General features: G+C 70.2%; 17 protein-coding genes. 11 read left to right on the forward strand and 6 right to left on the reverse strand.

Annotated features, from left to right (window positions below):
* Positions 1-6 precede the first annotated feature (6 nt).
* The 6 genes from GQ56_RS0107750 to GQ56_RS0107775 all read left to right on the forward strand — a co-directional run bounded on the left by GQ56_RS0107750 (position 7) and on the right by GQ56_RS0107775 (position 6195).
* Positions 7-990, forward strand: coding sequence for a M14 family metallopeptidase (locus tag GQ56_RS0107750; RefSeq protein ID WP_031398113.1), 984 nt, complete (start codon positions 7-9; stop codon positions 988-990).
* Between the two features lie 252 nt (positions 991-1242).
* A complete protein-coding gene (locus tag GQ56_RS0107755) occupies positions 1243-1860 on the forward strand; it encodes a plasmid fertility inhibition factor family protein (RefSeq protein WP_052007218.1) in 618 nt (205 codons plus the stop codon).
* Positions 1861-2070: 210 nt separating this feature from the next.
* Positions 2071-3420, forward strand: coding sequence for a reverse transcriptase family protein (locus GQ56_RS0107760; RefSeq protein WP_031398115.1), 1350 nt, complete (start codon positions 2071-2073; stop codon positions 3418-3420).
* Between the two features lie 329 nt (positions 3421-3749).
* On the forward strand, positions 3750-4079 hold the full coding sequence (locus GQ56_RS0107765) for an H-NS histone family protein (RefSeq protein ID WP_031398116.1): 330 nt from the start codon (positions 3750-3752) through the stop codon (positions 4077-4079).
* 279 nt (positions 4080-4358) lie between these two features.
* Positions 4359-5606, forward strand: coding sequence for an MFS transporter (locus GQ56_RS0107770; RefSeq protein WP_031398117.1), 1248 nt, complete (start codon positions 4359-4361; stop codon positions 5604-5606).
* 43 nt (positions 5607-5649) lie between these two features.
* A complete protein-coding gene (locus GQ56_RS0107775) occupies positions 5650-6195 on the forward strand; it encodes an SLOG cluster 4 domain-containing protein (RefSeq protein ID WP_043301210.1) in 546 nt (181 codons plus the stop codon).
* 156 nt (positions 6196-6351) lie between these two features.
* Here GQ56_RS0107775 and GQ56_RS0107780 read toward each other — a convergent pair whose 3' ends face one another.
* The 4 genes from GQ56_RS0107780 to GQ56_RS0107790 form a co-directional block, all read right to left on the reverse strand.
* A complete protein-coding gene (locus GQ56_RS0107780; RefSeq protein ID WP_031398119.1) occupies positions 6352-7458 on the reverse strand; it encodes a polyamine ABC transporter substrate-binding protein in 1107 nt (368 codons plus the stop codon).
* Between the two features lie 237 nt (positions 7459-7695).
* Entirely contained in the window at positions 7696-7917 is a 222-nt protein-coding gene (locus GQ56_RS40825) for a hypothetical protein (protein WP_075122889.1), read from the reverse strand.
* 389 nt (positions 7918-8306) lie between these two features.
* Positions 8307-9152, reverse strand: coding sequence for a lysozyme inhibitor LprI family protein (locus GQ56_RS40040; RefSeq protein WP_161788554.1), 846 nt, complete (start codon positions 9150-9152; stop codon positions 8307-8309).
* An 82-nt stretch (positions 9153-9234) separates the two neighbouring features.
* Positions 9235-10215 carry a bifunctional helix-turn-helix transcriptional regulator/GNAT family N-acetyltransferase gene (locus tag GQ56_RS0107790; RefSeq protein ID WP_031398121.1) on the reverse strand — a complete coding sequence of 327 codons (981 nt, stop codon included), beginning with the start codon at positions 10213-10215 and terminating at the stop codon, positions 9235-9237.
* A gap of 276 nt (positions 10216-10491) precedes the next feature.
* Between GQ56_RS0107790 and GQ56_RS0107795 the strand changes: the two genes are divergently transcribed.
* Positions 10492-10866 carry a S26 family signal peptidase gene (locus GQ56_RS0107795; protein ID WP_031398122.1) on the forward strand — a complete coding sequence of 125 codons (375 nt, stop codon included), beginning with the start codon at positions 10492-10494 and terminating at the stop codon, positions 10864-10866.
* A gap of 46 nt (positions 10867-10912) precedes the next feature.
* On the opposite strand, the gene GQ56_RS0107800 is transcribed toward GQ56_RS0107795, so the two are convergent.
* Positions 10913-13348: a PEP-utilizing enzyme gene (locus tag GQ56_RS0107800; protein WP_031398123.1), complete on the reverse strand. Its 2436-nt coding sequence runs from the start codon at positions 13346-13348 to the stop codon at positions 10913-10915.
* A 272-nt stretch (positions 13349-13620) separates the two neighbouring features.
* Between GQ56_RS0107800 and GQ56_RS0107805 the strand changes: the two genes are divergently transcribed.
* On the forward strand, positions 13621-14010 hold the full coding sequence (locus GQ56_RS0107805; protein WP_152601686.1) for a surface-adhesin E family protein: 390 nt from the start codon (positions 13621-13623) through the stop codon (positions 14008-14010).
* Positions 14011-14073: 63 nt separating this feature from the next.
* On the opposite strand, the gene GQ56_RS0107810 is transcribed toward GQ56_RS0107805, so the two are convergent.
* The gene (locus GQ56_RS0107810) at positions 14074-15168 is read right to left on the reverse strand and encodes an AraC family transcriptional regulator (RefSeq protein WP_031398125.1); all 1095 of its coding nucleotides are present in this window, start codon (positions 15166-15168) and stop codon (positions 14074-14076) included.
* Positions 15169-15409: 241 nt separating this feature from the next.
* Between GQ56_RS0107810 and GQ56_RS0107815 the strand changes: the two genes are divergently transcribed.
* From GQ56_RS0107815 to GQ56_RS0107825, 3 genes are read left to right on the forward strand one after another with little or no spacing between them, the layout of a single operon-like run.
* Positions 15410-16801, forward strand: coding sequence for an APC family permease (locus tag GQ56_RS0107815; RefSeq protein ID WP_031398126.1), 1392 nt, complete (start codon positions 15410-15412; stop codon positions 16799-16801).
* Positions 16802-16846: 45 nt separating this feature from the next.
* The gene (locus GQ56_RS0107820) at positions 16847-18244 is read left to right on the forward strand and encodes an aspartate aminotransferase family protein (RefSeq protein ID WP_031398127.1); all 1398 of its coding nucleotides are present in this window, start codon (positions 16847-16849) and stop codon (positions 18242-18244) included.
* Positions 18245-18280: 36 nt separating this feature from the next.
* A complete protein-coding gene (locus GQ56_RS0107825) occupies positions 18281-19705 on the forward strand; it encodes an aldehyde dehydrogenase family protein (RefSeq protein WP_031398128.1) in 1425 nt (474 codons plus the stop codon).
* Positions 19706-19732 lie beyond the last annotated feature (27 nt).

Here is a 19732-nt window from a genome sequence, read left to right on the forward strand (position 1 = left end):
TCCGACATGACCACGCTTGAAGCCATCCGCGCCGCATTGCCGGCCTACCCGATCGAAGTGGCCTTCCCCGACATCGCGCGCTGGCGCGCGGGCAATACCGGCGTCGATTATCTGCACTCGTTCGACAGCGGCCGGCCCGGCAAGCACGTGATGATCCTCGCGCTGACGCACGGCAACGAAGTCAGCGGCGCGATCGCCGTGGACACGCTGCTGGCCGCCGGCCTGCGCCCGGTCGCGGGCCGCCTGTCGCTCGGGTTCGGCAACGTCGGCGCGTACGAGCATTTCAGCGCGGCGAACGCCGATGCGACGCGCTATCTCGACGAGGACATGAATCGCGTGTGGACGCCGGCCGCGCTCGACGGCGCGCGCGACAGCCGCGAGCTTGCGCGGGCGCGCGCGATGCGTCCGCTGCTCGATACGGTCGACCTGCTGCTCGACATCCATTCGATGCACGAGGCGTCCGCCCCGCTGATGATGACGGGGCCGCACGAGAAGGCGATCGCGCTGGCCGCCGCGATCGGCACGCCGGAGCACGTGATCATCGATCGCGGCCATGCAAACGGCACGCGGCTGCGCGACTACGGCGGCTTCGGCGATCCGGCGAGCGCGAAGAACGCGCTGCTGATCGAGACGGGCCAGCACTTCGCCGCGAGCGCGCGCGACGTCGCGCTCGACAGCGCCGCGCGCTTCCTGCTGCATGCCGGCGTTGTCGCGCGCGACGACGTCGCGGCCTTCCTCACGCAAGCCGCGCCGGTGCGGCAGAAGTTCGTCGAGATCACGCAGCCGGTCGTCGCGCGATCGATGGATTTCCGGTTCGCGCAACCGTTCACGGGGCTGGAGGTGATCGGGCAGGCCGGCACCGAGATCGCGCGCGACGGCGACGACACGATCGTCACGCCGTACGACAACTGCGTGATCGTGCAACCGTCGATGCGCCATCTCGGCGTGAACGTCACGATGATGCGGCTGGGGCGGCTGCTGGATCGCTGAACGCGGCGGGCGTCGCGCCGCCCGCCCGCTGGCCCGGGTCTCCTGTTGCCCGGGCGCGGCGATCGCGGGCCGCGCGCGTTGCCCGTCCCGGTTCTGAAAGGCGCTACACTGCGCGGGTTCCCGAGTGCATCGGGAGTGTCGGGACACCGGCCCCCCGTGCCGGGGCGGCGCCGTTCGACCGCCCGTGCGCCGCACGGCAGGGGCCCGCATCCCGACTCATTCGAACAAGATCACGAGAGAAAGAGAGGGCCCATGCTGACACGTCTTCGTATCGGACTCGATCGCGCGCGCGACCTGCGCGACGCAGGGCGACCGTCCCCCGTCCGGCCGCGTCCGCAGGCGAGCGAGCTGGTCGACCTGGACGCGAAGCGCGCGGTATGGCGCGTCGCCGTTCCGGGCCAGGCCGACTGCTACCTGGCGGCGGCGCCCGTCGAAACGGAACGTTACGTCGTGCACCTCGACGCGGAAACGTTCTACGGCCTGTGGCTCGGCACGAGCCCGCGCTTCCCGCAACTGAATTCGCAGGACTGCGTGCCGCGCCGCGCGATGCCGCTCGACGGCAAGTACGCGTCGGCCGCCGCCGCGTTCCGGGCCGGCCGCCAGGAACCCGTGACGCTGCCGCCGGTCGGCTACTGGCTCGAGGGCAGCGGGTACGCCGTCGCGATGAGCGACGGGATGACGCGCACCTACTGGCTGCTCGCCAATCGCGTGCGATCGTTTCCGGTGAGCGTCGACAACGCGACCTGGGCCACGATGCTGAACAACATGGCCGGCGTCGGCGTCGCGCCGATCGCGTACCGCGAACTGTTTTCCCGGCGCGGGCAGGCCGTGCCGCGCGACCCGGCCGCGCCGGGTCGCGCGCCGGTTTGACACGCCGCGCGTCCGGCCAGTAAAGTCGCAGCGCGGGCCGGTGGGTCAAGCACACGCCCGGAACAGGCAGCCGATGTTCCAGGACTACGGGGCTACCCCGTGGAGGAGATCGACACCCCGATGCATCGCAAGGGGCCCCGTTGCGCGTCGCGCAACGTCACCCCTCGCAGTACCGGTCACGTTGGCTCATCGTCCCGCCCATTCCTTTCCATGTACGCCACCCTGCGCGACACCACCCGCACGATTGCCGAAGCGATGCTGGCGGGCGCCCCCGAGCGCGCCGGCATCCTGTCGCGGATGGCGGCGGTGCTCGGCGTCGCGCCGCCGTGGGCCCATGAATTCGCGGATGCGGCGCTCGTGCGCTTCGGCGCGCAGTGGGCCGACGTCGGGATCGATGCGCTCGCGGCGGACCTGGCCGAGGCGCCGGCATTCGTGCTGGCGTGGTACGGCCACGATCGGCCCGCCGCGATCCGCATCGTGCGGCGGCCGCCGGTCCAGCGGCCATTGCCGGCGCCGCTCGCCGGCTGCGACGTGCCGCACTGGGCGACGCCCGGCGATCTTGCCGGCTGGCTCGGGGTGAGCGTGCCGGAACTCGACTGGCTGTCCGACCACTGGCGCGTCGACGCGCGCGGCGCCGCCGCGCCGCTGCATCACTACACGTACGTGGCGCACGACAAGCGCAGCGGCGGGTGCCGCCTGGTCGAGATCCCGAAGGGGCGGCTGCGCGAAGCGCAGCGTCGCGTCCTGCACGGCCTGCTCGATCGCATCGCGCCGCACGACGCGGCGCATGGTTTCCGCAGGGGGCGCGGGATCGTGTCGTTCGCGGCGCCGCACGCGGATCGCGATGTCGTCGTCCGCTTCGATCTCGCGGATTTCTTCGTATCGGTACGCGCCGCGCGCATTCACGCGCTGTTCGTCACGCTCGGGTATCCGGCCGAAGTCGCGCGCACGCTCACCGGGCTGTGTACCAATCGCGTGCCGTCCGCGCGTCTGCTCGCGCCCGACCTGCGCGACCGGTTCGACTGGATCGGCCGCCAGCGCTATCGCGAACGGCATCTGCCGCAGGGGGCGCCGACCTCGCCGGCGCTGGCGAACCTGAGCGCCTTCCGCTTCGACATGCGGCTCGCCGCGCTCGCGCGTTCGCTCGACGCCACCTACACGCGCTATGCCGACGATCTCGCCTTCTCGGGCGGCGGCGCGCTGGCGCGCGAGGTCGAGCGTCTGCAGGTCAGGGTCGCCGCGATCGCGCTCGAGGAAGGTTTCGCGCTGCAGTTGCGCAAGACCCGCGTGATGCGGCGCGGCGTGCGCCAGCAACTGGCCGGCGTGGTCGTCAACCGTCATCCGAACCTGGCCCGCGACGAGTTCGACCGCCTGAAGGCCATCCTGACCAACTGCATCCGGAGCGGCCCGGCGTCGCAGAACCGCGACGCGCATCCGGACTTCCGCGCGCATCTCGCCGGGCGCGTCGCGCAAGCCGCCGCGCTGAACGCGGCGCGTGGCGCAAAGCTGCGTGCGCTGTTCGACCGGATCGCGTGGCATGCCCGCGATTTCGACCGGTAGGCGGGCGGGCCCGCCGCGCCGCCGGCCGGCCCCTTTTTTCGGCATGACGCCCGGCACTGCTATCATTCGCGCCGTGCCGCACCAGTGCCATGGTGCGGCGCCGGCTTGCCGCAGCCGCCCGCCGTCCCTATGAGCGAGGCGAATTGCGCATTGCCGGCCAGGCGCAGCCGGTCATCGAGTGACGCGCGACGTCGTATCGTGCGCGTCGCGCAAGCCATGCCGGCCCGAACCAACGAATCATGGATCTGACAGCGCCGAGTGGCGGAACTTCATGGTAGGTTCCGCCATCGGAGGTTTTTTGCGGAAACATGCCCAAAGAGGATGAATACATGACCCAGGCCCTGCGGGAACTCGAAGCACAACTTCGGGACCTGAACATCAAGCTGTCTGATGCGAAGCAGAAGGAGAAGCAGGCCGCGCTCGCGGCATTCAAGGAACAGGTCGAGCTTCTGGGAATCACGCAGCAGGAAGTGCTGAGCGCACTCGGCTATATCGTCCAGCGCAAGCGCAAGGCGCCCGCCAAGTATTACGACCCGACGACCGGCCGCTCGTGGTCGGGTCGCGGCCCGCGGCCGAAATGGCTCGACGGCAAGGATCTCGATACGCTCGTCGTCGACCGCGAGGCCAAGACCTGGTGGCCCGGCGACGATCAGGGCTGAAGCCGGCCGGGTCGTCTGACCGCCCGGCGCCGTCCGGTTCGCGCACGCGGGCCGGCCAGCCGTCTTTCATCCGGTGTCCGGCCTGAGTGCGACATCGCCGGCTTTGCCCCGCCGACACCGGCTCGCCGTTTCCCCCGCTCGTTGTTCCCGGATTCCCGCGTCGCGTTCCGCAAGGGGAGCGACGCGCGCGCGGCGCGCCGCCGCCGCCGGCAGGTCCGCCCGCCCTTCGTCGGCGGGCGCAGGCCGTAGAATGTCGCCGGACCTTCGTGGCAGGACACCATGGCAGCAAACATGAAATCTTCGACGCTCGGCGGCCCGTCGGCCCCGCGCGTGGAACAGGTCGGCGCGTACGCTTGGAAAGCGCTGGCCGGATCGGCGATCGGCTATGCGATGGACGGCTTCGACCTGCTGATCCTCGGCTTCATGCTGCCGGCGATCACGGCGGCGCTGCAACTGACGCCCGGGCAGGGCGGCGCGCTGGTCACCTGGACGCTGATCGGCGCCGTCGCGGGCGGCATCCTGTTCGGCGCGCTGGCCGATCGTTACGGGCGCGTGCGCGTGCTGACCTGGACGATCCTGCTGTTCGCGATCTTCACCGGGCTGTGCGCGTTCGCGCGCGGCTTCTGGGATCTGCTCGCCTATCGCACCATCGCGGGCGTCGGCCTGGGCGGCGAATTCGGGATCGGCATGGCGCTCGCGGCGGAAGCATGGCCGGCGAGCAAGCGCGCACGCGTGTCGTGCTACGTCGCGCTCGGCTGGCAGGCCGGCGTGCTGCTGGCCGCGCTGCTGACGCCGTTCCTGCTGCTCCACGTCGGCTGGCGCGGCATGTTCGTGGTCGGCGTGCTGCCCGCGCTGCTCGCGTGGGGCATGCGCAACAGGCTGCACGAGCCGGAAGCGTTCGTGCAGCGCGCGACGCGGCCGGAGGCGAACGCATTTCGCCTGCTCGTCGCGGACGGCCGCACCGCGCGCATGAGCATCGGCATCGTGATCCTGTGTTCGGTCCAGAACTTCGGCTACTACGGGATCATGATCTGGCTGCCGACCTTCCTGTCGAAACAGATGGGCTTCTCGCTGACGAAGTCGGGGCTGTGGACGGCGGCGACGGTCGTCGGGATGATGATCGGCGTCTGGGTGTTCGGGCAACTGGCGGACCGCATCGGGCGCAAGCCGACGTTCCTGCTGTACCAGCTCGGCTCGGTCGCGACGGTCATCGCGTATGCGCGGCTGTCGGACCCGACGGCGATGCTGTGGGCCGGCGCGTTGATGGGCATGTTCGTCAACGGGATGGTCGGCGGCTACGGCACGCTGATGTCCGAAGGCTATCCGACGGCCGCGCGCGCGACCGCGCAGAACGTGCTGTGGAATATCGGCCGCGCGGTCGGCGGCTTCGGCCCGGTCGCGGTCGGCGCGCTTGCCGCGCACTACTCGTTCCAGACGGCCATTGCGCTGCTGGCCGGCCTCTACGTGCTCGACATGGTCGCGACGCTGTTCCTGATCCCGGAACTCAAGGGCGTCGAGCTCGAATGAGCGCGGCGAGCGCGCGCAACCCACGACTTCACTGGAAGCCACGATGCAGCAGAAGAACAGGACGATCGGCGTGATGGGTTCGGGGAAGGAGCCGTGGCTCGCGTATTCCGGGCCGCTCGGCGCGTGGCTCGCGCAGGCCGGGTTCAATCTGCTGACGGGCGGCGGCCAGGGCGTGATGCTGGCGGTCGCGCGCGCGTTCGCCGGCGTGCCCGGGCGGGCCGGCCGCTCGATCGGCATCCTGCCGACGCGGGGCGATCCGCTCGCGGGCTTCGTGCCGCTCGACGGTTATCCGCATCCGTTCGTCGACATCCCGATCCTCACGCCGCTGCCGCGCCGCGAACCGGACGCGGATCCGCACACGATCAACCGCAATTACGTGAACGTGCTCAGCAGCGACCTGATCGTCGCGCTGCCGGGCGGGCCGGGCACCGCCGAGGAGATTTCGCTCGCGCGGCGCTGGGGCAAGCCGCTCGTCTGCTTCGGGCCGGACGGTGCGTTTCGCGAGCTTGCCGCGGGCGCCGTGTGCACGTCGTCGCTCGACGACGTGATCCGGTTCGTGACGGACGCGTTCGCACACGCGCCGCGATAGTTCGCGCGGACGATACGGCCGGCGCCGTCGCGAGGCGGGTGTGCGTGCCGTCGTCGGCGTCGGCGTCGTGGCGCGTACTCCTGCACGTTCCGCGGCAGCCGCGCCGCCAGCGCGGACCGGCCGCCGGCGGCACGTGTCAGCTGCGCCGCGCGCCGTTCAGCGCCCCGTCTTCAACTGCGCCCACAGCCGGTTCTGCAAGCGACGGATCTCGGGCGGCATCGGCTTGAGCAGCGTCATCCTGCTCAGCACCTCGTCAGACGGATACACCGACGGGTCGCGCGCGATCGCGGGTTTCACGTACTGGCGCGCGGCCTTGTTCGCGGTCGGATAGAACACCGCGTTGGTGATGCCCGCGTTGACCTTCGGGTCCTGCAGGTAGTTGATCCACTTCAGCGCGGCGTCGCGGTTCGGCGCGTCCTTCGGGATCACCATCATGTCGAACCACAGCAGGCCGCCTTCCTTCGGATTCGCGAAGCGGATCTCGTACGGGCGTTTCGCCTCGGCGGCGCGGCGGTGCGCGATGCCGACGTCGCCCGAATAGCCGAACGACACGCACAGGTCGTTGTTCGCGAGATCGTTGATGTAGCCCGAGGAATTGAACTGCGTGATGTACGGGCGCACCTTCTTCAGGACCTCGTATGCGGCGCGGTAGTCGGCCGGGTTCGTGCTGTTCGGGTCCTTGCCCATGTACTGCAGCGTCGCGGCGAACACGTCGACGGCCTGGTCGAGGAACGACACGCCGCAGCCCTTCAGCTTCGCCATGTTGGCGGGATCGAACACCAGCGCCCAGCTGTCGACCGGCGCCTGGTCGCCGAGCGCCTTCTTCACGGCCTGCACGTTGTAGCCGATGCCGTCGGTGCCGTACGCCCAGGGCACGCCGTAGCGGTTGTCCGGATCGGCGTCGGCGACCCGTTTCATCAGCAGCGGATCGAGATTCGACAGGTTCGGCAGCTTCGACTTGTCGAGCGGCTGGTAGACGTTCGCCTGGATCTGCTTGGCCATGTAGTTCGACGTCGGCACGACGATGTCGTAGCCGGAATTCCCCGACAGCAGTTTCGCCTGCAGCGTGTCGTCGCTGTCGTAGTTGTCGTAGCGGACGTGCAGGCCCGTCTGCTTCTGGAAGTTCGGGATCGTGTCCGGCGCGATGTAGTCGGACCAGTTGTAGATGTTCAGTTCGCCGGCCGCCCGGGCGGACGTGCCGGCGGCCGCGGCCGTCAGCAGGGCGGCGGTTGCAAGGGTGCGGCGAAACGTTCGGATACGCATGACGGAGTCTTCCATATCGGTGCGCGTCGATCCGCGATGCGCGGGTCGGAGCGCGACGGTTCATCGGGAAACACGCGTGCGCGACCGGCGCCCGTGGCGGGCGCGGGTGTGCACGACGATCAGGAGTCCGTTCGATGCCGGGCCGGCTCATACGGCAACGAAGCGCGAGCGGGCGCTGTCGCCGGTCGGGCGACAGGACCGGCGGGTCGAACGGATGGACGGAACGACGGCGCGGCGCTAAGGCAGCAGCGAGGCGACGTCGTCGGTGCGGATCGCGACGGATGCGCGCGCGGCAACCGCGTTGTGGCGGCGAACGGAACGGCGGGACAGGATGGTGTAGACCGACAGATGCAGGCCAGGACTTTGCCAGCCGTCACTGTCGACGGTGGACGAGGCCGCGGCGCGCGGATGTCGCGCATCGCCTCGTCTCCACCGCACCAGCGGGCCACGGATTCTCACGATTACTCTCGACCGGGTTGTTGAAAGTATTGAACACCTGACGTCGTGCCGGCGACTGCGCGCTTCGCGTTTCGATCCTCGCGCTCCTTGCACCGGCCGCGTCGCGGCATCGGTTCGGCGGTGCGAATTGAAAGCATGGCGCGAGGCGGGATCGTTGCGGCATGACGCTTTCGTGAATCATCAGGTAAATCGCTGTAAGGATGTCTCCGGATTTTCCCTAGGGAGTCGGGGGCCCGCGCAGGCGACCGTCGTGAATGCCGGCGACGGGCAGGCCGTGCGCCCGACGCGGGTTGATCGGCCGGAATTCGCTGGAAGTGATGAGAATATTCGACGGCCTGCCGTGTGCATCGCATCCCGGGCGGGTGAGCGGCGCGCGTTGTGCCGCCGTGTCAGTCGGCGCCGATCCTGTCCGCGGCGAAGACGAGCTGTCGCAGGCGCGCGGCGGCTTCGTCGCGCATTTCGATCGCGACCTGCGGCTGCGTGCGGGCGGGATCGGCAGCCGGGTAGAGGGCGGTGATCAGCGGCGGCTGGGCGGCGACGAACGCCAGCCACGCCTGCGACGACACCTGCATGGTCGCGCGTGCCGCGCGCGGCAGGCGACGCTCGATCATGCCGGTCATGTCGTCGATATCCTGCCGGTACAGCGGCGTGGCCTGCGCGGCACAGCGGCCCATCGCGTCGAGGTCGGCGAGCGCCGCGCAATGCGTGCGCTCGAAACGCGCGCCGCGTTGCGGAACGGCTGCGATGCGCTCGGGTTTCGCGTCGGCCGCCGGCGGCAGTCGCCCGTTCAGGTCGAAGCCGTGCACGGCGCGATCGGACGCGAAGCGCTGCAACGTCAGCGCGCGTTGTCGCGTCAGTTGCATCACGTCGTTCGCGTTCATCGGCGCATACATCGTGCCGCGCGTGGTCGCGTAGACGGCGCCGATCAGCTTCAGGTCGGCGTCGCGGCGCGCGAGCCACGCGCGTTGCGCGTGCAGCAGCGCCGGGCGGTCGGCGGCGGGCAGCGATGCCTGCAGCGCGCGATAGCCGGCGTTGAGCCGCGCGTCCCATGCGCGGCCGGCGTCGTCGATGCAGGCGTCCTGGCCCGCCGTCGACGCGTGCTCCGGGGCGTCCAGGCACAGCGTCATGTTCCGGTCGATCGGATCGGCGCCGGGCGCGGCGTCCGCCGGCATGACGGCAGCGGCCGATGCGACGACGGCCGCGCGGAGCGCGAGGGTCGCGAGACGTTCGAACATGCCGGGCATCCTGGCGGGCAGGGTGGGCGTGCCGGGTCGAAGGACCCTCGGGGCAGGGGCGGCGCGGACGGTTCGTCGCACGTCAGCCGCCTGTCGGCCCCGGCCGGCTGAAGCGCTGTTCGACCACCTCGGTGCCCCACTGCGCGCCGGCGGATTCGCGGGTCAGCGTGAAGCCGAACGCTTCGTACAGATGGCGCGCCGAATCGAGCCCCTTGAACGTCCACAGGCAGGTTTCGCGAAACCGCAGCGCATCGACGAAGCGCATGGCTTCCGTCATGAGCCGCCGGCCGACGCCCGAGCCGCGCAACGCATCGTTCACGATGAACCAGCGCAGGTGCGCGACGCCGGTCGCCCTGTCTCCGTCGATCGCGAGCGACGCGAGCGTGCGCCCGTCGTCGCGGCAGAGCCAGAGCGCCTTGCCGTCCGCCGGCAGCGCGCCCGCGAACTCGGCCAGCTCGGTGGCCACGCGCTTTTCGAAGAACGCGCCGAATCCCCAGTTCTCCGAATAAAAGCGCGCGTGGAGGCTCACGATGTCGCCGATGCAGCCCGGTTGGTAGCCCTCATGGATCGACGGCGCGTCGGGCGCCGCGGCAGGCGCCCGGGTGGCGTTGTCCTGCGCGAGCGCATCGGCATACAGCGCCAGCGAACGCAGCAGTGCCTGCTGGTCGGCGGGTACCATGCGGCGCAGCGCATTCGACACCTGGTCCGTCGCGAACCGGTCGATGCGCTTCTGGAGTTTTTTCCCGTCGGCAGTCAGGTACAGCGCGGCCGCGCGCGCATCGTCGCTCGACACGCGCCGCTCCACGACGCCGGCCGCCTCGAGCCGCGCGAGCTGCCGGCTCGTGTTCGATTTGTCCAGCCGCAGGATGTGGCCCAGATCACGGGCGTTGATGCCGGGCGCCAGGCCGATCTCGAGGATCGCGTGAACGGCCGACGGCGCCCAGTCGCTGTCGGCCAGCGTGGCGCGCATGAAGCCAAGCTCGCGAACCAGCTTGCGGGAGAAGTCGCGAAGCTCGAGGATGGTCGCGTCGCGAGGCTTGGCGGGAGCGTCTATGAGATCCATGTCGGGCCTGGAAAGGTTGCATGTCGCAATCCATCGTAGTTGCGGATCGCAACTTGTTCAAGGCGAATTTCCACGCGATCCGGTCGCGCGGGAGAGCAGTGCCGGCGGCCGGTAAAAGGGTCGGACGAGGCGCCCGGGCAGCGGGCGCGGGTGGTGTTGGCGCGGATGGCGGCGCGCCGCGCAACGGACGCATACTGGGCGCATCCGGACGGCCCGCGATCCAGGCGCGGGTGTCGGCCGGACATCGATCCGCCGCCGCGGACAACGGAGTTCGCCATGCCCCCTCTGAAGCCGATGACGATCGTGTTGCTTGCCGGATGCGGCATCAGTGCCGGATCGCTCCATGCCGCCGGCGGCATGGCGGCGCCGCCCTGCGGTGCGGCGCAGGTAGCGGATCAGGACGGCGTCGCCGCGATGCCGGGCACGTCGGTCCGGAGTTTTTCGACGGCCGGGTGCTCGGGGGCGGTATTGCGGGGCGAACGGGCCACCGCGACGGTCAACGGCGACCGGGTCGAATTGCGGGACGGCGCGGTCTATGTGAACGGCCGTTCGTACGGCGCCGTCACACCCGCGCAGACGGTCGAATACGAGGCGACGAACGACCGGCGCACGTTGAAGGTCGACGGCCAGGTTCGCACGCCGGTGCGCTGAGTATCGACGCCGGCACGCGGCGGCGGCGGCGTCGCCGCCGCCATGCTCATTCGACCAGCGTCAGCCGGCCGTCGCTGAGCCGCACCTCGCGTCCGAGCCATTCCGCATCGACCCGCGGCAGCACGGCCGACGGTTTGCGCAACTCGCGCAGCAGCGTCGCGCCGTGCGACAGCCGGCCGCCCATGCGCGCGATCACGGCGCGCGCGGCCTGGTACTGCGCGTGGCGGCCCGGGTCGAGCGAATCTTCCAGCAGGATGTCGCGGCCGAGCACGCCCTGCGTGTGGCCCGGATAGATCATGAAGCCGGCCGCCTCGTCGGTGCCTTCGCCGCCGTCCTGCCAGAAGCTGCCGTTGCGCGCGCGCGGATCGGGATGAGGCGCGAACCACACGTCGCGGTCGGCGGCCGGCATCGCGTGGTGCAGGCGGAAGAACACGCGCATCAGGTTGTCGCGATACCACTCGCGCACCTGCAGATACCAGCCGCGCATGCCGGGCGCGCCGAGCGCATGGAGCGCGCGGACCGGCAGCGGCCAGTCGGGAAAAGGCTGCAGCGGCAGGTCGGCGGGTGCGGGCCGTGCGGTGCCCGGATCGGTTTCCCACGGCAGGCGGTGCGGGCTGTCGTCGAGCTGCCCGTACGCGGTCGGCGGTCGCCCCCACAGCGCGCCGCCGCTGCTCGCCAGCGATGACGCGATGCACAGGTTGCCCTGCACGACGAACACGTAGAAGCGCGTGAACCAGTCGGCCAGTTGCCGGCCGTCGGCGCGTTGCTCGACAAGCGTCGCGAGTTCCCGGTCGAAGCGCCGCAGGCCGCGTTCGAGCGTCGGCAGGTGGCCGCGCGCGGCGCGCAGCATGCGCCAGAACACCGGCAGCGCGCGCAGCAGCCGCAGCGGACGCCAGCGCAGCGGCGGCGTCGCCCCGCCGATCTCGCCGCTGTAGCTGGCGGCCGATACGCCCCAGTCGGCCAGGCGGGCGAGGAACAGGTCGTTGTTGATGTACGACGCGCCGTCATAGAGCGCGGTGAACGGTTCGTTGTCGCACAGGACGCGCGCATCCCAGCGCGCCATGACGGCCGGGATGCTGCCGGCGGCGCGCCGTTGCGCATACTCGACCAGCCGGCTCGGTTGCGGCGGCAGGATCTCGGCGATGTTCGCGGCGGTCAGGTGGCGGTGCCAGCCGTAGCTGCTGATCGGGCGGTACTGCAGCAGCCACAGCCGCGTGCCGTCCCATGCCCATTCGACGTCGCCCGGCACGTAGTGGAACGCGCGCAGCACGCGTTGCAGGAACGCCCACAGCTGCCGCGCGGTGAGGCCGTGCGCGGTCGGGAACGCGCCGCGCTGCCAGGGCGCGCCGAGCCGCGACAGGATCGCGCGCGACGGGCTCGTCTGCCCGTCGGCGAGCGCCTCGAGGTGGCCCTCCACCCATTCGACCTCGACCGCGAGATGCCGCACGAACGCGATGCCGGACAGCACGGGCGTGACGAAGCGCTGCACGACCGCTTCCTCGAGGCCGCCGTCGAGCAGCTCGGCCACGCGCGCGGCGGCCTGCGATGCGGGCTCGCGCAGGAACGTGGTGTGCAGGCCGGCGTTGGCCGCATCGGCCTGGTCCTCGCCATGGCTCGACGAACGGATCGCCCACACCGCGTCCGGCTGGCTCGCGAGAAAGCCGGGCAGGCGCGGATCGTCGGCGCGGGTCAGCGACAGCGCGGGCGGCACGGGCAGCCCGGCCATCGCAGCCAGCGCGAGGCGCCCGCCCTTCGTGTGCGCGACGAAACCCGTGTCGCCCGCTTCGAGCCACTGCACGAAGGCCGCGGGCGTATCGATCCACGGATAGTGTCCCCAGCCGGGCTGCAGCGTGACGGTGAGGTCGGCGCGCGCGAGGATCGCCGACCACGCGGCGGCCTGGCGCACGCCGAGCACGTTGTCCTGGTCGCCCCACACGAGCTCGATGCGATCGGTGATCCATTCGAGCAGCGGCAGCGCGGTATCGGCGCGCACGAGATCCCAGTGCGGCAGGAACGCGCGGCAGCGCGCATAGCCGGCGCCCATGCGCCGATACTGCGCGCGCGTCCAGGTCAGGTTCGAGAACTTGCGCGCGAACAGCGCCGGGTAGTGCCCGAGCAGCCAGTGGATCGTCTTGCGCAGCGGCTTCGGCGCCATCAGCTTCGGCAGCCGCCGTTCCCACAGAAACGCGCCCACCGGCGCGAGCAGCACGCTGCGGCCGAAGTGGCCGGGGCGGCGCTGCAACGCATGCAGCACCAGCAGCGCGTTCACGCCGACCGCCATGATCGCGTGGCCCGGCTCGGTCGCGTCCAGCAGCGCTTGCGCATACGCGGCGAGGTCCTCGCAGGGTGGCGCGGGGTTGTCGCCGAAGCCCGGCAGTTCCAGCGGTACGGGCCGGTGGTGGCGGAAGTGGGGCAATGCATCGTCCCACCAGTCGGCTGCGCTGCCGTTGCCGGCGAGGAGGTACAGGATCGGTTGGCTCATGGAGGCTGCGTCGGCGGATGCCACGGGTCTTGTTCGTGCCGTGCCGGTGCGAGTGGCATCGACGTTCGGCCCCGCCCGGCTTGATGATTGCGCGCATTCTACGCGAGTCGATTCCATTCGATATGCATTCCGGGGCGCGGATTTCCCGATGCGTCGTCGGCCGGCGCGGGCGGGTGCCGGGCGACGATCCGGATCGGGGCGTGTGCCGCGCATGAACGGAGAACGTAGAATCGGGCCGCCGGAATGGACCGGGCAGGATGCGAGGAACGAACATGAAGAAAGGCTGGATCGCGGGCGCGGTGCTCGCGCTCGTCGCACACGGCGCATGGGCCGCGAACTGGGTCACGCTCGGCGCCGGCCCGGCGATCCGGCTCTACGTCGATGCCGCTTCCGTCGAGCGCCATCCGGTCAATGCGTGGATTACGGTCAGGATCGTCTATGCGGAGCCGCATCGTTACTCGGCGCCGTTTCCGGTGCGGCAGATCGTCTCCGACTGGTCGTTCCTCTGCGAAGACAAGACCTGGGCGATGGGCAGGACCCGCATGACCGGAACGCAGCCGGGCCAGCACTACGTTTCTCGCGGCGATCCGGATGACTACAACCATGTCGAGCGCGATTCCATTCAGGAGATGGTCATGAATTACCTGTGCCGGAAGCCCTGATGCCGCGCATGAAACCGGCGTGCCGCCGTTCGTCCTGCTGACTGAACGGGCGCCGATCGCGCGTTACGCGCCGGAGGCCGCGCCCGCGCGCGGCGTGCGCCCGGTCCAGCGCCGATACGCGTGGCGAAAGCTGCGCGGTTCGCTGTAGCCGAGACGTTCCGCGATCGCCGCGACCGTCAGCGCGGGATCGTCGAGCAGCCGCGCCGCCTCGTCGCGGCGCACGTCGTCGAGCAGCGCCTGGAACGTGAGGCCGTCCTTGTCGAGCCGCCGGCGCAGCGTGCGCTCCGTCAGGTGCAGCGCGTCCGCGAGCGACGTCATCGACTTGAAGCGCACGAGGTCGCGCGCCATCAGCTCCTTCGCGCGATCGGCGAAGCGCGTGCCGACCGACGCGGCCCACTGCCGCTCGAGCGCCTCGCACTGGCCGTGCAGTGCATTGAAGCTGACTTCGTTGGCGAAACGCGGCGTTTCCGTGCCGTTCACGGCCGTGAACACGAGACGGTTGTCGCCCGCGTTGAACGCGATCCTGCAGCCGAAATGGCGCGCGTAGTCGGCCGCGTTGCGCGGTGTGCGGCGCGCGAGCTGCACCTGCGCGGGCCAGACCGGCTTGCCGACGAGATCGGACACGATCAGCCGCAGGCTCGACAGGCACATGTCGACCTGGAACACCTCGAGATCGGGCTCGCCGTTGTAGCGGCCGATGGTCACGCTCATGCCGTCCGCGTGCGCATCGATACGTACATCGAAATACAGCCCCATGAACAACGGAAACTGCCCCATGCACCGGAAGGCCTGCATCACGGAACCGCTGATCAGCATCGCGTAGCCGGCGAGGCCGAGCGTCGACACGTGCAGCCGCGCGCCGATCGCGAGCCCGATCGACGGCACGCCGCTGCGTTGCAGCAGGTTGCGGAAACAGCGCTGCTCCTGGCCGCGATTCACGTGCAGGTTCGGCGACGCGACCTCGGCCGCGCCGAGCCCCGTGCCTTCGAGCAGCGCGGCTCCGTCGATATGTCGCACGCGGCACTCGTCCAGCGCGACCGCGATCGCATGGACGGTGGCGGGAATGTCCTCCTGGCGCCCGGCCGGACGCGCGAGGCCGAGCGACGAGCGCAGGCTGCGTTCGGCACGGCTCGGGTTGCGGTCGGGGCGGCTGTCCATGGGGCGGGTGCGGCGACGGGGTCGCGTAGAACATAGCCGGAATGTCCGCAAAACGCCAGTGCCGCACAGCAGCATCCATGCATCGCCGGTGCGACGTGTCCGTCAATATCCCCCGATAACGTCCGCATTTCTCATTCGTGGCCGATTTTTTGGCGCACCACACTTTCCTTCATTCGCGCCCCGCCGGCCGTGCCGGGCGAACGCGTGTTGAAGTCATCGACGCCACCCACGTGAGGACCGCATGGACAACGACAGCCCTGCCCGATACGCATCAGCCGCCGCGACGCATGACGTCGGGGCGCACGCGATGCGGCACGACGCGGACGGACGCCGCCGGCCGCACCCGCTCGGCCTCGCGACGCTGGTGATCTTCGGCCTCGCCTACATGCTGCCGATGACGGTGTTCACGACCTACGGGCTCGTCACGAGCGAGACGAACGGGCATCTGACGGCCGCGTACGCGGTCACGCTGGTCGCGATGCTGTTCACCGCGCGCAGCTACGGGTACATGGCGCGGCTGATGCCGAGCGCCGGGTCGGCCTACACGTTCGCGAGCCGCAACTTCGGCACGTCGGCCGGCTTCATGGTGGGCTGGGCGTTGCTGATGGACTACCTGTTCATCCCGATGATCAGCTACCTCGCGATCGGCATCTACATGAAGCAGATGTTTCCCGCAGTGCCGGCCGGCGTGTGGATCGTCGGCAGCATCGCGCTGGTCACCGGGCTGAACATCGTCGGCATCCGGCTCGTCAATCGCGTGAACCTGATCCTGATCGCGAGCCAGCTCGTGTTCATCGCGATCTTCGTCATCGCATCGGCGCGGGTGGCGGCCGGCGAAGGGCTGTCGATGGCCGTCGCGCTGCCGTCGTCGGGCGATGCGCGCGCGATCTTCGCCGGGGCCGCGATCCTGTGCCTGTCGTTTCTCGGCTTCGATGCGGTCACCACGCTGTCGGAGGAAACGCGCGAGCCGACGCGCACGGTGCCGCGCGCGATCCTGCTCTGCACGCTGGCGAGCGGCGCGCTGTTCATGCTGGTCGCGTACGTCGGCCACGTGGTGTTCCCGGACTGGCGCGCGTTCAGGGATCTCGATTCGGCCAGCCTCGAACTGATGCGGCGCATCGGCGGCGGCACGCTGTCGGCGCTGTTCGTCGCGGTGTACGTGGCCGGCTGCTTCGCGAGCGCGATGGCCGGGCAGGCGAGCGTGACGCGCGTGCTGTTCGCGATGGGCCGCGACCGGGTGCTGCCCGAGCGCGTGTTCGGCCACCTGCATGCACGGCTGCACACCCCGGTGCGCGCGACGCTCGCGGTCGGCGCCGTGTCGCTGTCGGCGCTGTTCATCACGCTCGATCTCGCGTCGACGATGATCAGCTTCGGCGCGCTCGTCGCCTTCGCGGTCGTGAACCTGTGCGTGATGCGCAGCTATCTGGGCCGCCCCGAGCATCGTCGCTTCGCGGGCTGGATCGCGTTCGGCGCGCTGCCGGCGCTCGGCTTCGCGATGAACGTCTGGCTCTGGTCGGGACTGTCGCGCCAGACGTTCTACGTCGGCCTCGGCTGGCTCGCGCTCGGACTCTGCCAGCTCGTGTGGCTGACGCGCGGCTTCACGCGCCCGGCGCCGACGCTGTCGATGCACTGAACCGCCGGCCGCGCCGGTTTCGAAACCCTGAAGGAGGAGTGACCCATGAATGCTGTTGACGTCAATCTCGACGCGGACCTGCAGGCGCTCGGCAAGCGCCACCTGCTGATGCACTTCACGCACGCCGATGCGTATCGCGACCGCGCGCTGACCGTGTTCGAGCGCGGCGAAGGCTGCTGGCTCGTCGACCGCAACGGCAAGCGCTACTTCGATGCGCTGGCCGGGCTGTACTGCGTGCAGGTCGGCTACAGCCACGGCGCGGAAATCGGCGACGCGATCCGCGAGCAGATGGTCAGGCTGCCGTTCGCGACCAACTGGGGCGCCGGCCACGAGCCGGCGATCCGCCTCGCGCAGACGCTCGCGGCGCTCGCGCCGGAGGGCCTGAACCGCGTGTTCTTCACATCGAGCGGCTCGGAATCGAACGAGGCGGCGATCAAGCTCGTGCGCCAGTATCACCAGTCGCGCGGCGAGCCGCAGCGGCGCAAGTTCATCGCGCGGCGCGTCGCCTATCACGGCACGTCGTTCGGCGCGCTCGCGCTGAACGGGATGACGAATTACCGCAAGCATTTCGAGCCGCTGATGTCGGGCGTGCGGCACGTGGGCAACACGAAGCGCTACGGGCGCCCGGAGGGCGAGACGGAAGCGCAGTTCACGCGGCTCCTGCTCGACGAGATCGAATCGCTGATCGTGCAGGAAGGGCCGGATACGGTCGCCGCGATCGTCGTCGAGCCGCTGCAGAACGCGGGCGGCAGCCTGACGCCGCCGGCCGGCTATGCGGCCGGGCTGCGCGACATCTGCGACCGGCACGGCGTGCTGCTCGTCGCGGACGAGGTGATCTGCGGGTTCGGCCGGCTCGGCGAATATTTCGGGTCGGCGCGCTACGGGCTGAAGCCGGACCTCATCACGTTCGCGAAGGGCATCGCGTCGGGCTACGTGCCGCTCGGCGGCGTGATCGCGAGCGACGCGGTGGTCGACACGGTGCTGGACGGCCCGCAGCAGATGTTCCTGCACGGCGCGACGTACGGCGGCCATCCGGTCGCATGCACGGCCGCGCTCGCGAACCTCGCGATCATGGCGCGCGAAGGCGTGCTCGAGAACGTCCGCGACAACGCGGCGGTGTTCCGCCGGACGCTCGACGGCCTGCTGGAGCTGCCCTGCGTCGGCGACGTGCGCGGCGACGGCTACCACTACTCGCTCGAACTCGTGACCGACAAGGCCGCGCGCCGCTGGGCGGCCGGCATCGACGCGCAGGCGTTCGTGTCGACGCTGCTCGCACCCGCGCTCGTCGACGCGGGGCTGCTGTGCCGCGCGGGCGTCGATCACGAGGGCACGCCGATCGTGCAGTTCTCGCCGCCGCTCGTGATGTCGCGCGACGAGATCGTGTGGTTCGTCGCGCGGATCCGCGACATCCTTGTCGACACCCATGCGCGGGCGACGCGCTGAGCGCGCCGCCGGCACCCGTCACACCAGGAGCATTCGATGCGAACGTCACAACAGTCCTATATCGACGGCCAGTGGCTCGACCCGGCCGGGGTGAAGCCGATCGACGTGATCGACCCGAGCACGGCGCGCCCGTATGCGCAGCTCGGGATCGGCGGCGCGGCCGACGTCGACCGCGCGGTCGGCGCGGCGAAGCGCGCGTTCGACACGTATTCGTGCTGGCCGGTCGACGAGCGCGTCGCGCTGCTGCGGCGCGTGCTCGAGATCTACCGGCGCCGCTACGAGGAGGTCGCGCAGACGATCAGCCAGGAAATGGGCGCGCCGATCGCGTTCGCGCGCGCGATGCAGGCCGCGGTCGGCACCGCGCACCTCGAACAGACGATCCGCGCGCTGCAGTCGTTCCGGTTCAGCACGCAGACCGACTCGCTGCAGGTGTCGTACGAGCCGATCGGCGTGTGCGCGCTGATCACGCCGTGGAACTGGCCGATCAACCAGATCGTGTGCAAGGTCGCGCCGGCGCTCGCGGCCGGTTGCACGATGGTGCTCAAGCCGAGCGAGATCGCGCCGTTCAGCGCGATCCTGTTCGCGGAAATCCTGCACGAAGCCGGCGTGCCGCCCGGCGTGTTCAACCTCGTGCACGGCTACGGGCATGAAGTCGGCGATGCGCTGTCGCGGCATCCCGACGTCGACATGGTGTCGTTCACGGGGTCGACGCGCGCGGGTGTCGAGGTCGCGAAGGCGGCGGCGGATACCGTGAAGCGCGTGCACCAGGAACTCGGCAGCAAGAGCCCGAACCTGATCCTGCCCGATGCCGATATCGACGACGCGGTCACGCGCGGGGTGCGCAGCTGCTTCAGCAACAGCGGCCAGTCGTGCAATGCGCCGACGCGCATGCTCGTGCATGCCGATCACCTGGCGCAGGCCGAACAGGCCGCGCGCCGGGAAGCGGAGCGGACCGTCGTCGGCGATCCGCGTTCGGCCGAAACCGGCATCGGGCCGGTGGTCAGCCGCACGCAGTTCGACCGCATCCAGCACTTCATCCGGCTCGGGATCGACGAAGGCGCGACGCTCGTCGCCGGCGGCCCCGGGCGGCCGGACGGGCTCGGCGACGGGTTCTACGTGCGGCCGACGGTGTTCTCGAACGTCACGCCGGGCATGACGATCGCGCGCGAGGAGATCTTCGGGCCGGTCCTGTCGATCATGACCTACCGGACCGAAGAGGAAGCGATCGCGCTCGCGAACGATTCGGTGTACGGGCTCGCGGCCTACGTGCAGTCGAAGGATCTCGAGCGCGCGCGCCGGGTCGCGGCGAGGCTAAGGGTCGGCAACGTCCATATCAACTACCCGCCGTGGAACCCGGCCGCGCCGTTCGGCGGCTACAAGCGTTCGGGCAACGGTCGCGAGTATGCGGAGTTCGGCCTCGTCGAATATCTGGAGACGAAGGGGACGACGGGGTACGCTTGAGCGACGTGCGCCTCGGCTCCGGTTCGC

This window comes from Burkholderia paludis, from assembly GCF_000732615.1.
In the GTDB taxonomy this organism is placed as follows: Bacteria; Pseudomonadota; Gammaproteobacteria; order Burkholderiales; family Burkholderiaceae; genus Burkholderia; species Burkholderia paludis.

Bases quoted from the DNA above. Each gene is read 5' to 3' on its own strand.
- GQ56_RS0107750 (WP_031398113.1), top strand. From the start codon at position 7: ATGACCACGCTTGAAGCCATCCGCGCCGCATTGCCGGCCTACCCGATC.
- GQ56_RS0107755 (WP_052007218.1), top strand. From the start codon at position 1,243: ATGCTGACACGTCTTCGTATCGGACTCGATCGCGCGCGCGACCTGCGC.
- GQ56_RS0107760 (WP_031398115.1), top strand. From the start codon at position 2,071: ATGTACGCCACCCTGCGCGACACCACCCGCACGATTGCCGAAGCGATG.
- GQ56_RS0107765 (WP_031398116.1), top strand. From the start codon at position 3,750: ATGACCCAGGCCCTGCGGGAACTCGAAGCACAACTTCGGGACCTGAAC.
- GQ56_RS0107770 (WP_031398117.1), top strand. From the start codon at position 4,359: ATGGCAGCAAACATGAAATCTTCGACGCTCGGCGGCCCGTCGGCCCCG.
- GQ56_RS0107775 (WP_043301210.1), top strand. From the start codon at position 5,650: ATGCAGCAGAAGAACAGGACGATCGGCGTGATGGGTTCGGGGAAGGAG.
- GQ56_RS0107780 (WP_031398119.1), bottom strand. From the start codon at position 7,458: ATGCGTATCCGAACGTTTCGCCGCACCCTTGCAACCGCCGCCCTGCTG.
- GQ56_RS40040 (WP_161788554.1), bottom strand. From the start codon at position 9,152: ATGTTCGAACGTCTCGCGACCCTCGCGCTCCGCGCGGCCGTCGTCGCA.
- GQ56_RS0107790 (WP_031398121.1), bottom strand. From the start codon at position 10,215: ATGGATCTCATAGACGCTCCCGCCAAGCCTCGCGACGCGACCATCCTC.
- GQ56_RS0107795 (WP_031398122.1), top strand. From the start codon at position 10,492: ATGCCCCCTCTGAAGCCGATGACGATCGTGTTGCTTGCCGGATGCGGC.
- GQ56_RS0107800 (WP_031398123.1), bottom strand. From the start codon at position 13,348: ATGAGCCAACCGATCCTGTACCTCCTCGCCGGCAACGGCAGCGCAGCC.
- GQ56_RS0107805 (WP_152601686.1), top strand. From the start codon at position 13,621: ATGAAGAAAGGCTGGATCGCGGGCGCGGTGCTCGCGCTCGTCGCACAC.
- GQ56_RS0107810 (WP_031398125.1), bottom strand. From the start codon at position 15,168: ATGGACAGCCGCCCCGACCGCAACCCGAGCCGTGCCGAACGCAGCCTG.
- GQ56_RS0107815 (WP_031398126.1), top strand. From the start codon at position 15,410: ATGGACAACGACAGCCCTGCCCGATACGCATCAGCCGCCGCGACGCAT.
- GQ56_RS0107820 (WP_031398127.1), top strand. From the start codon at position 16,847: ATGAATGCTGTTGACGTCAATCTCGACGCGGACCTGCAGGCGCTCGGC.
- GQ56_RS0107825 (WP_031398128.1), top strand. From the start codon at position 18,281: ATGCGAACGTCACAACAGTCCTATATCGACGGCCAGTGGCTCGACCCG.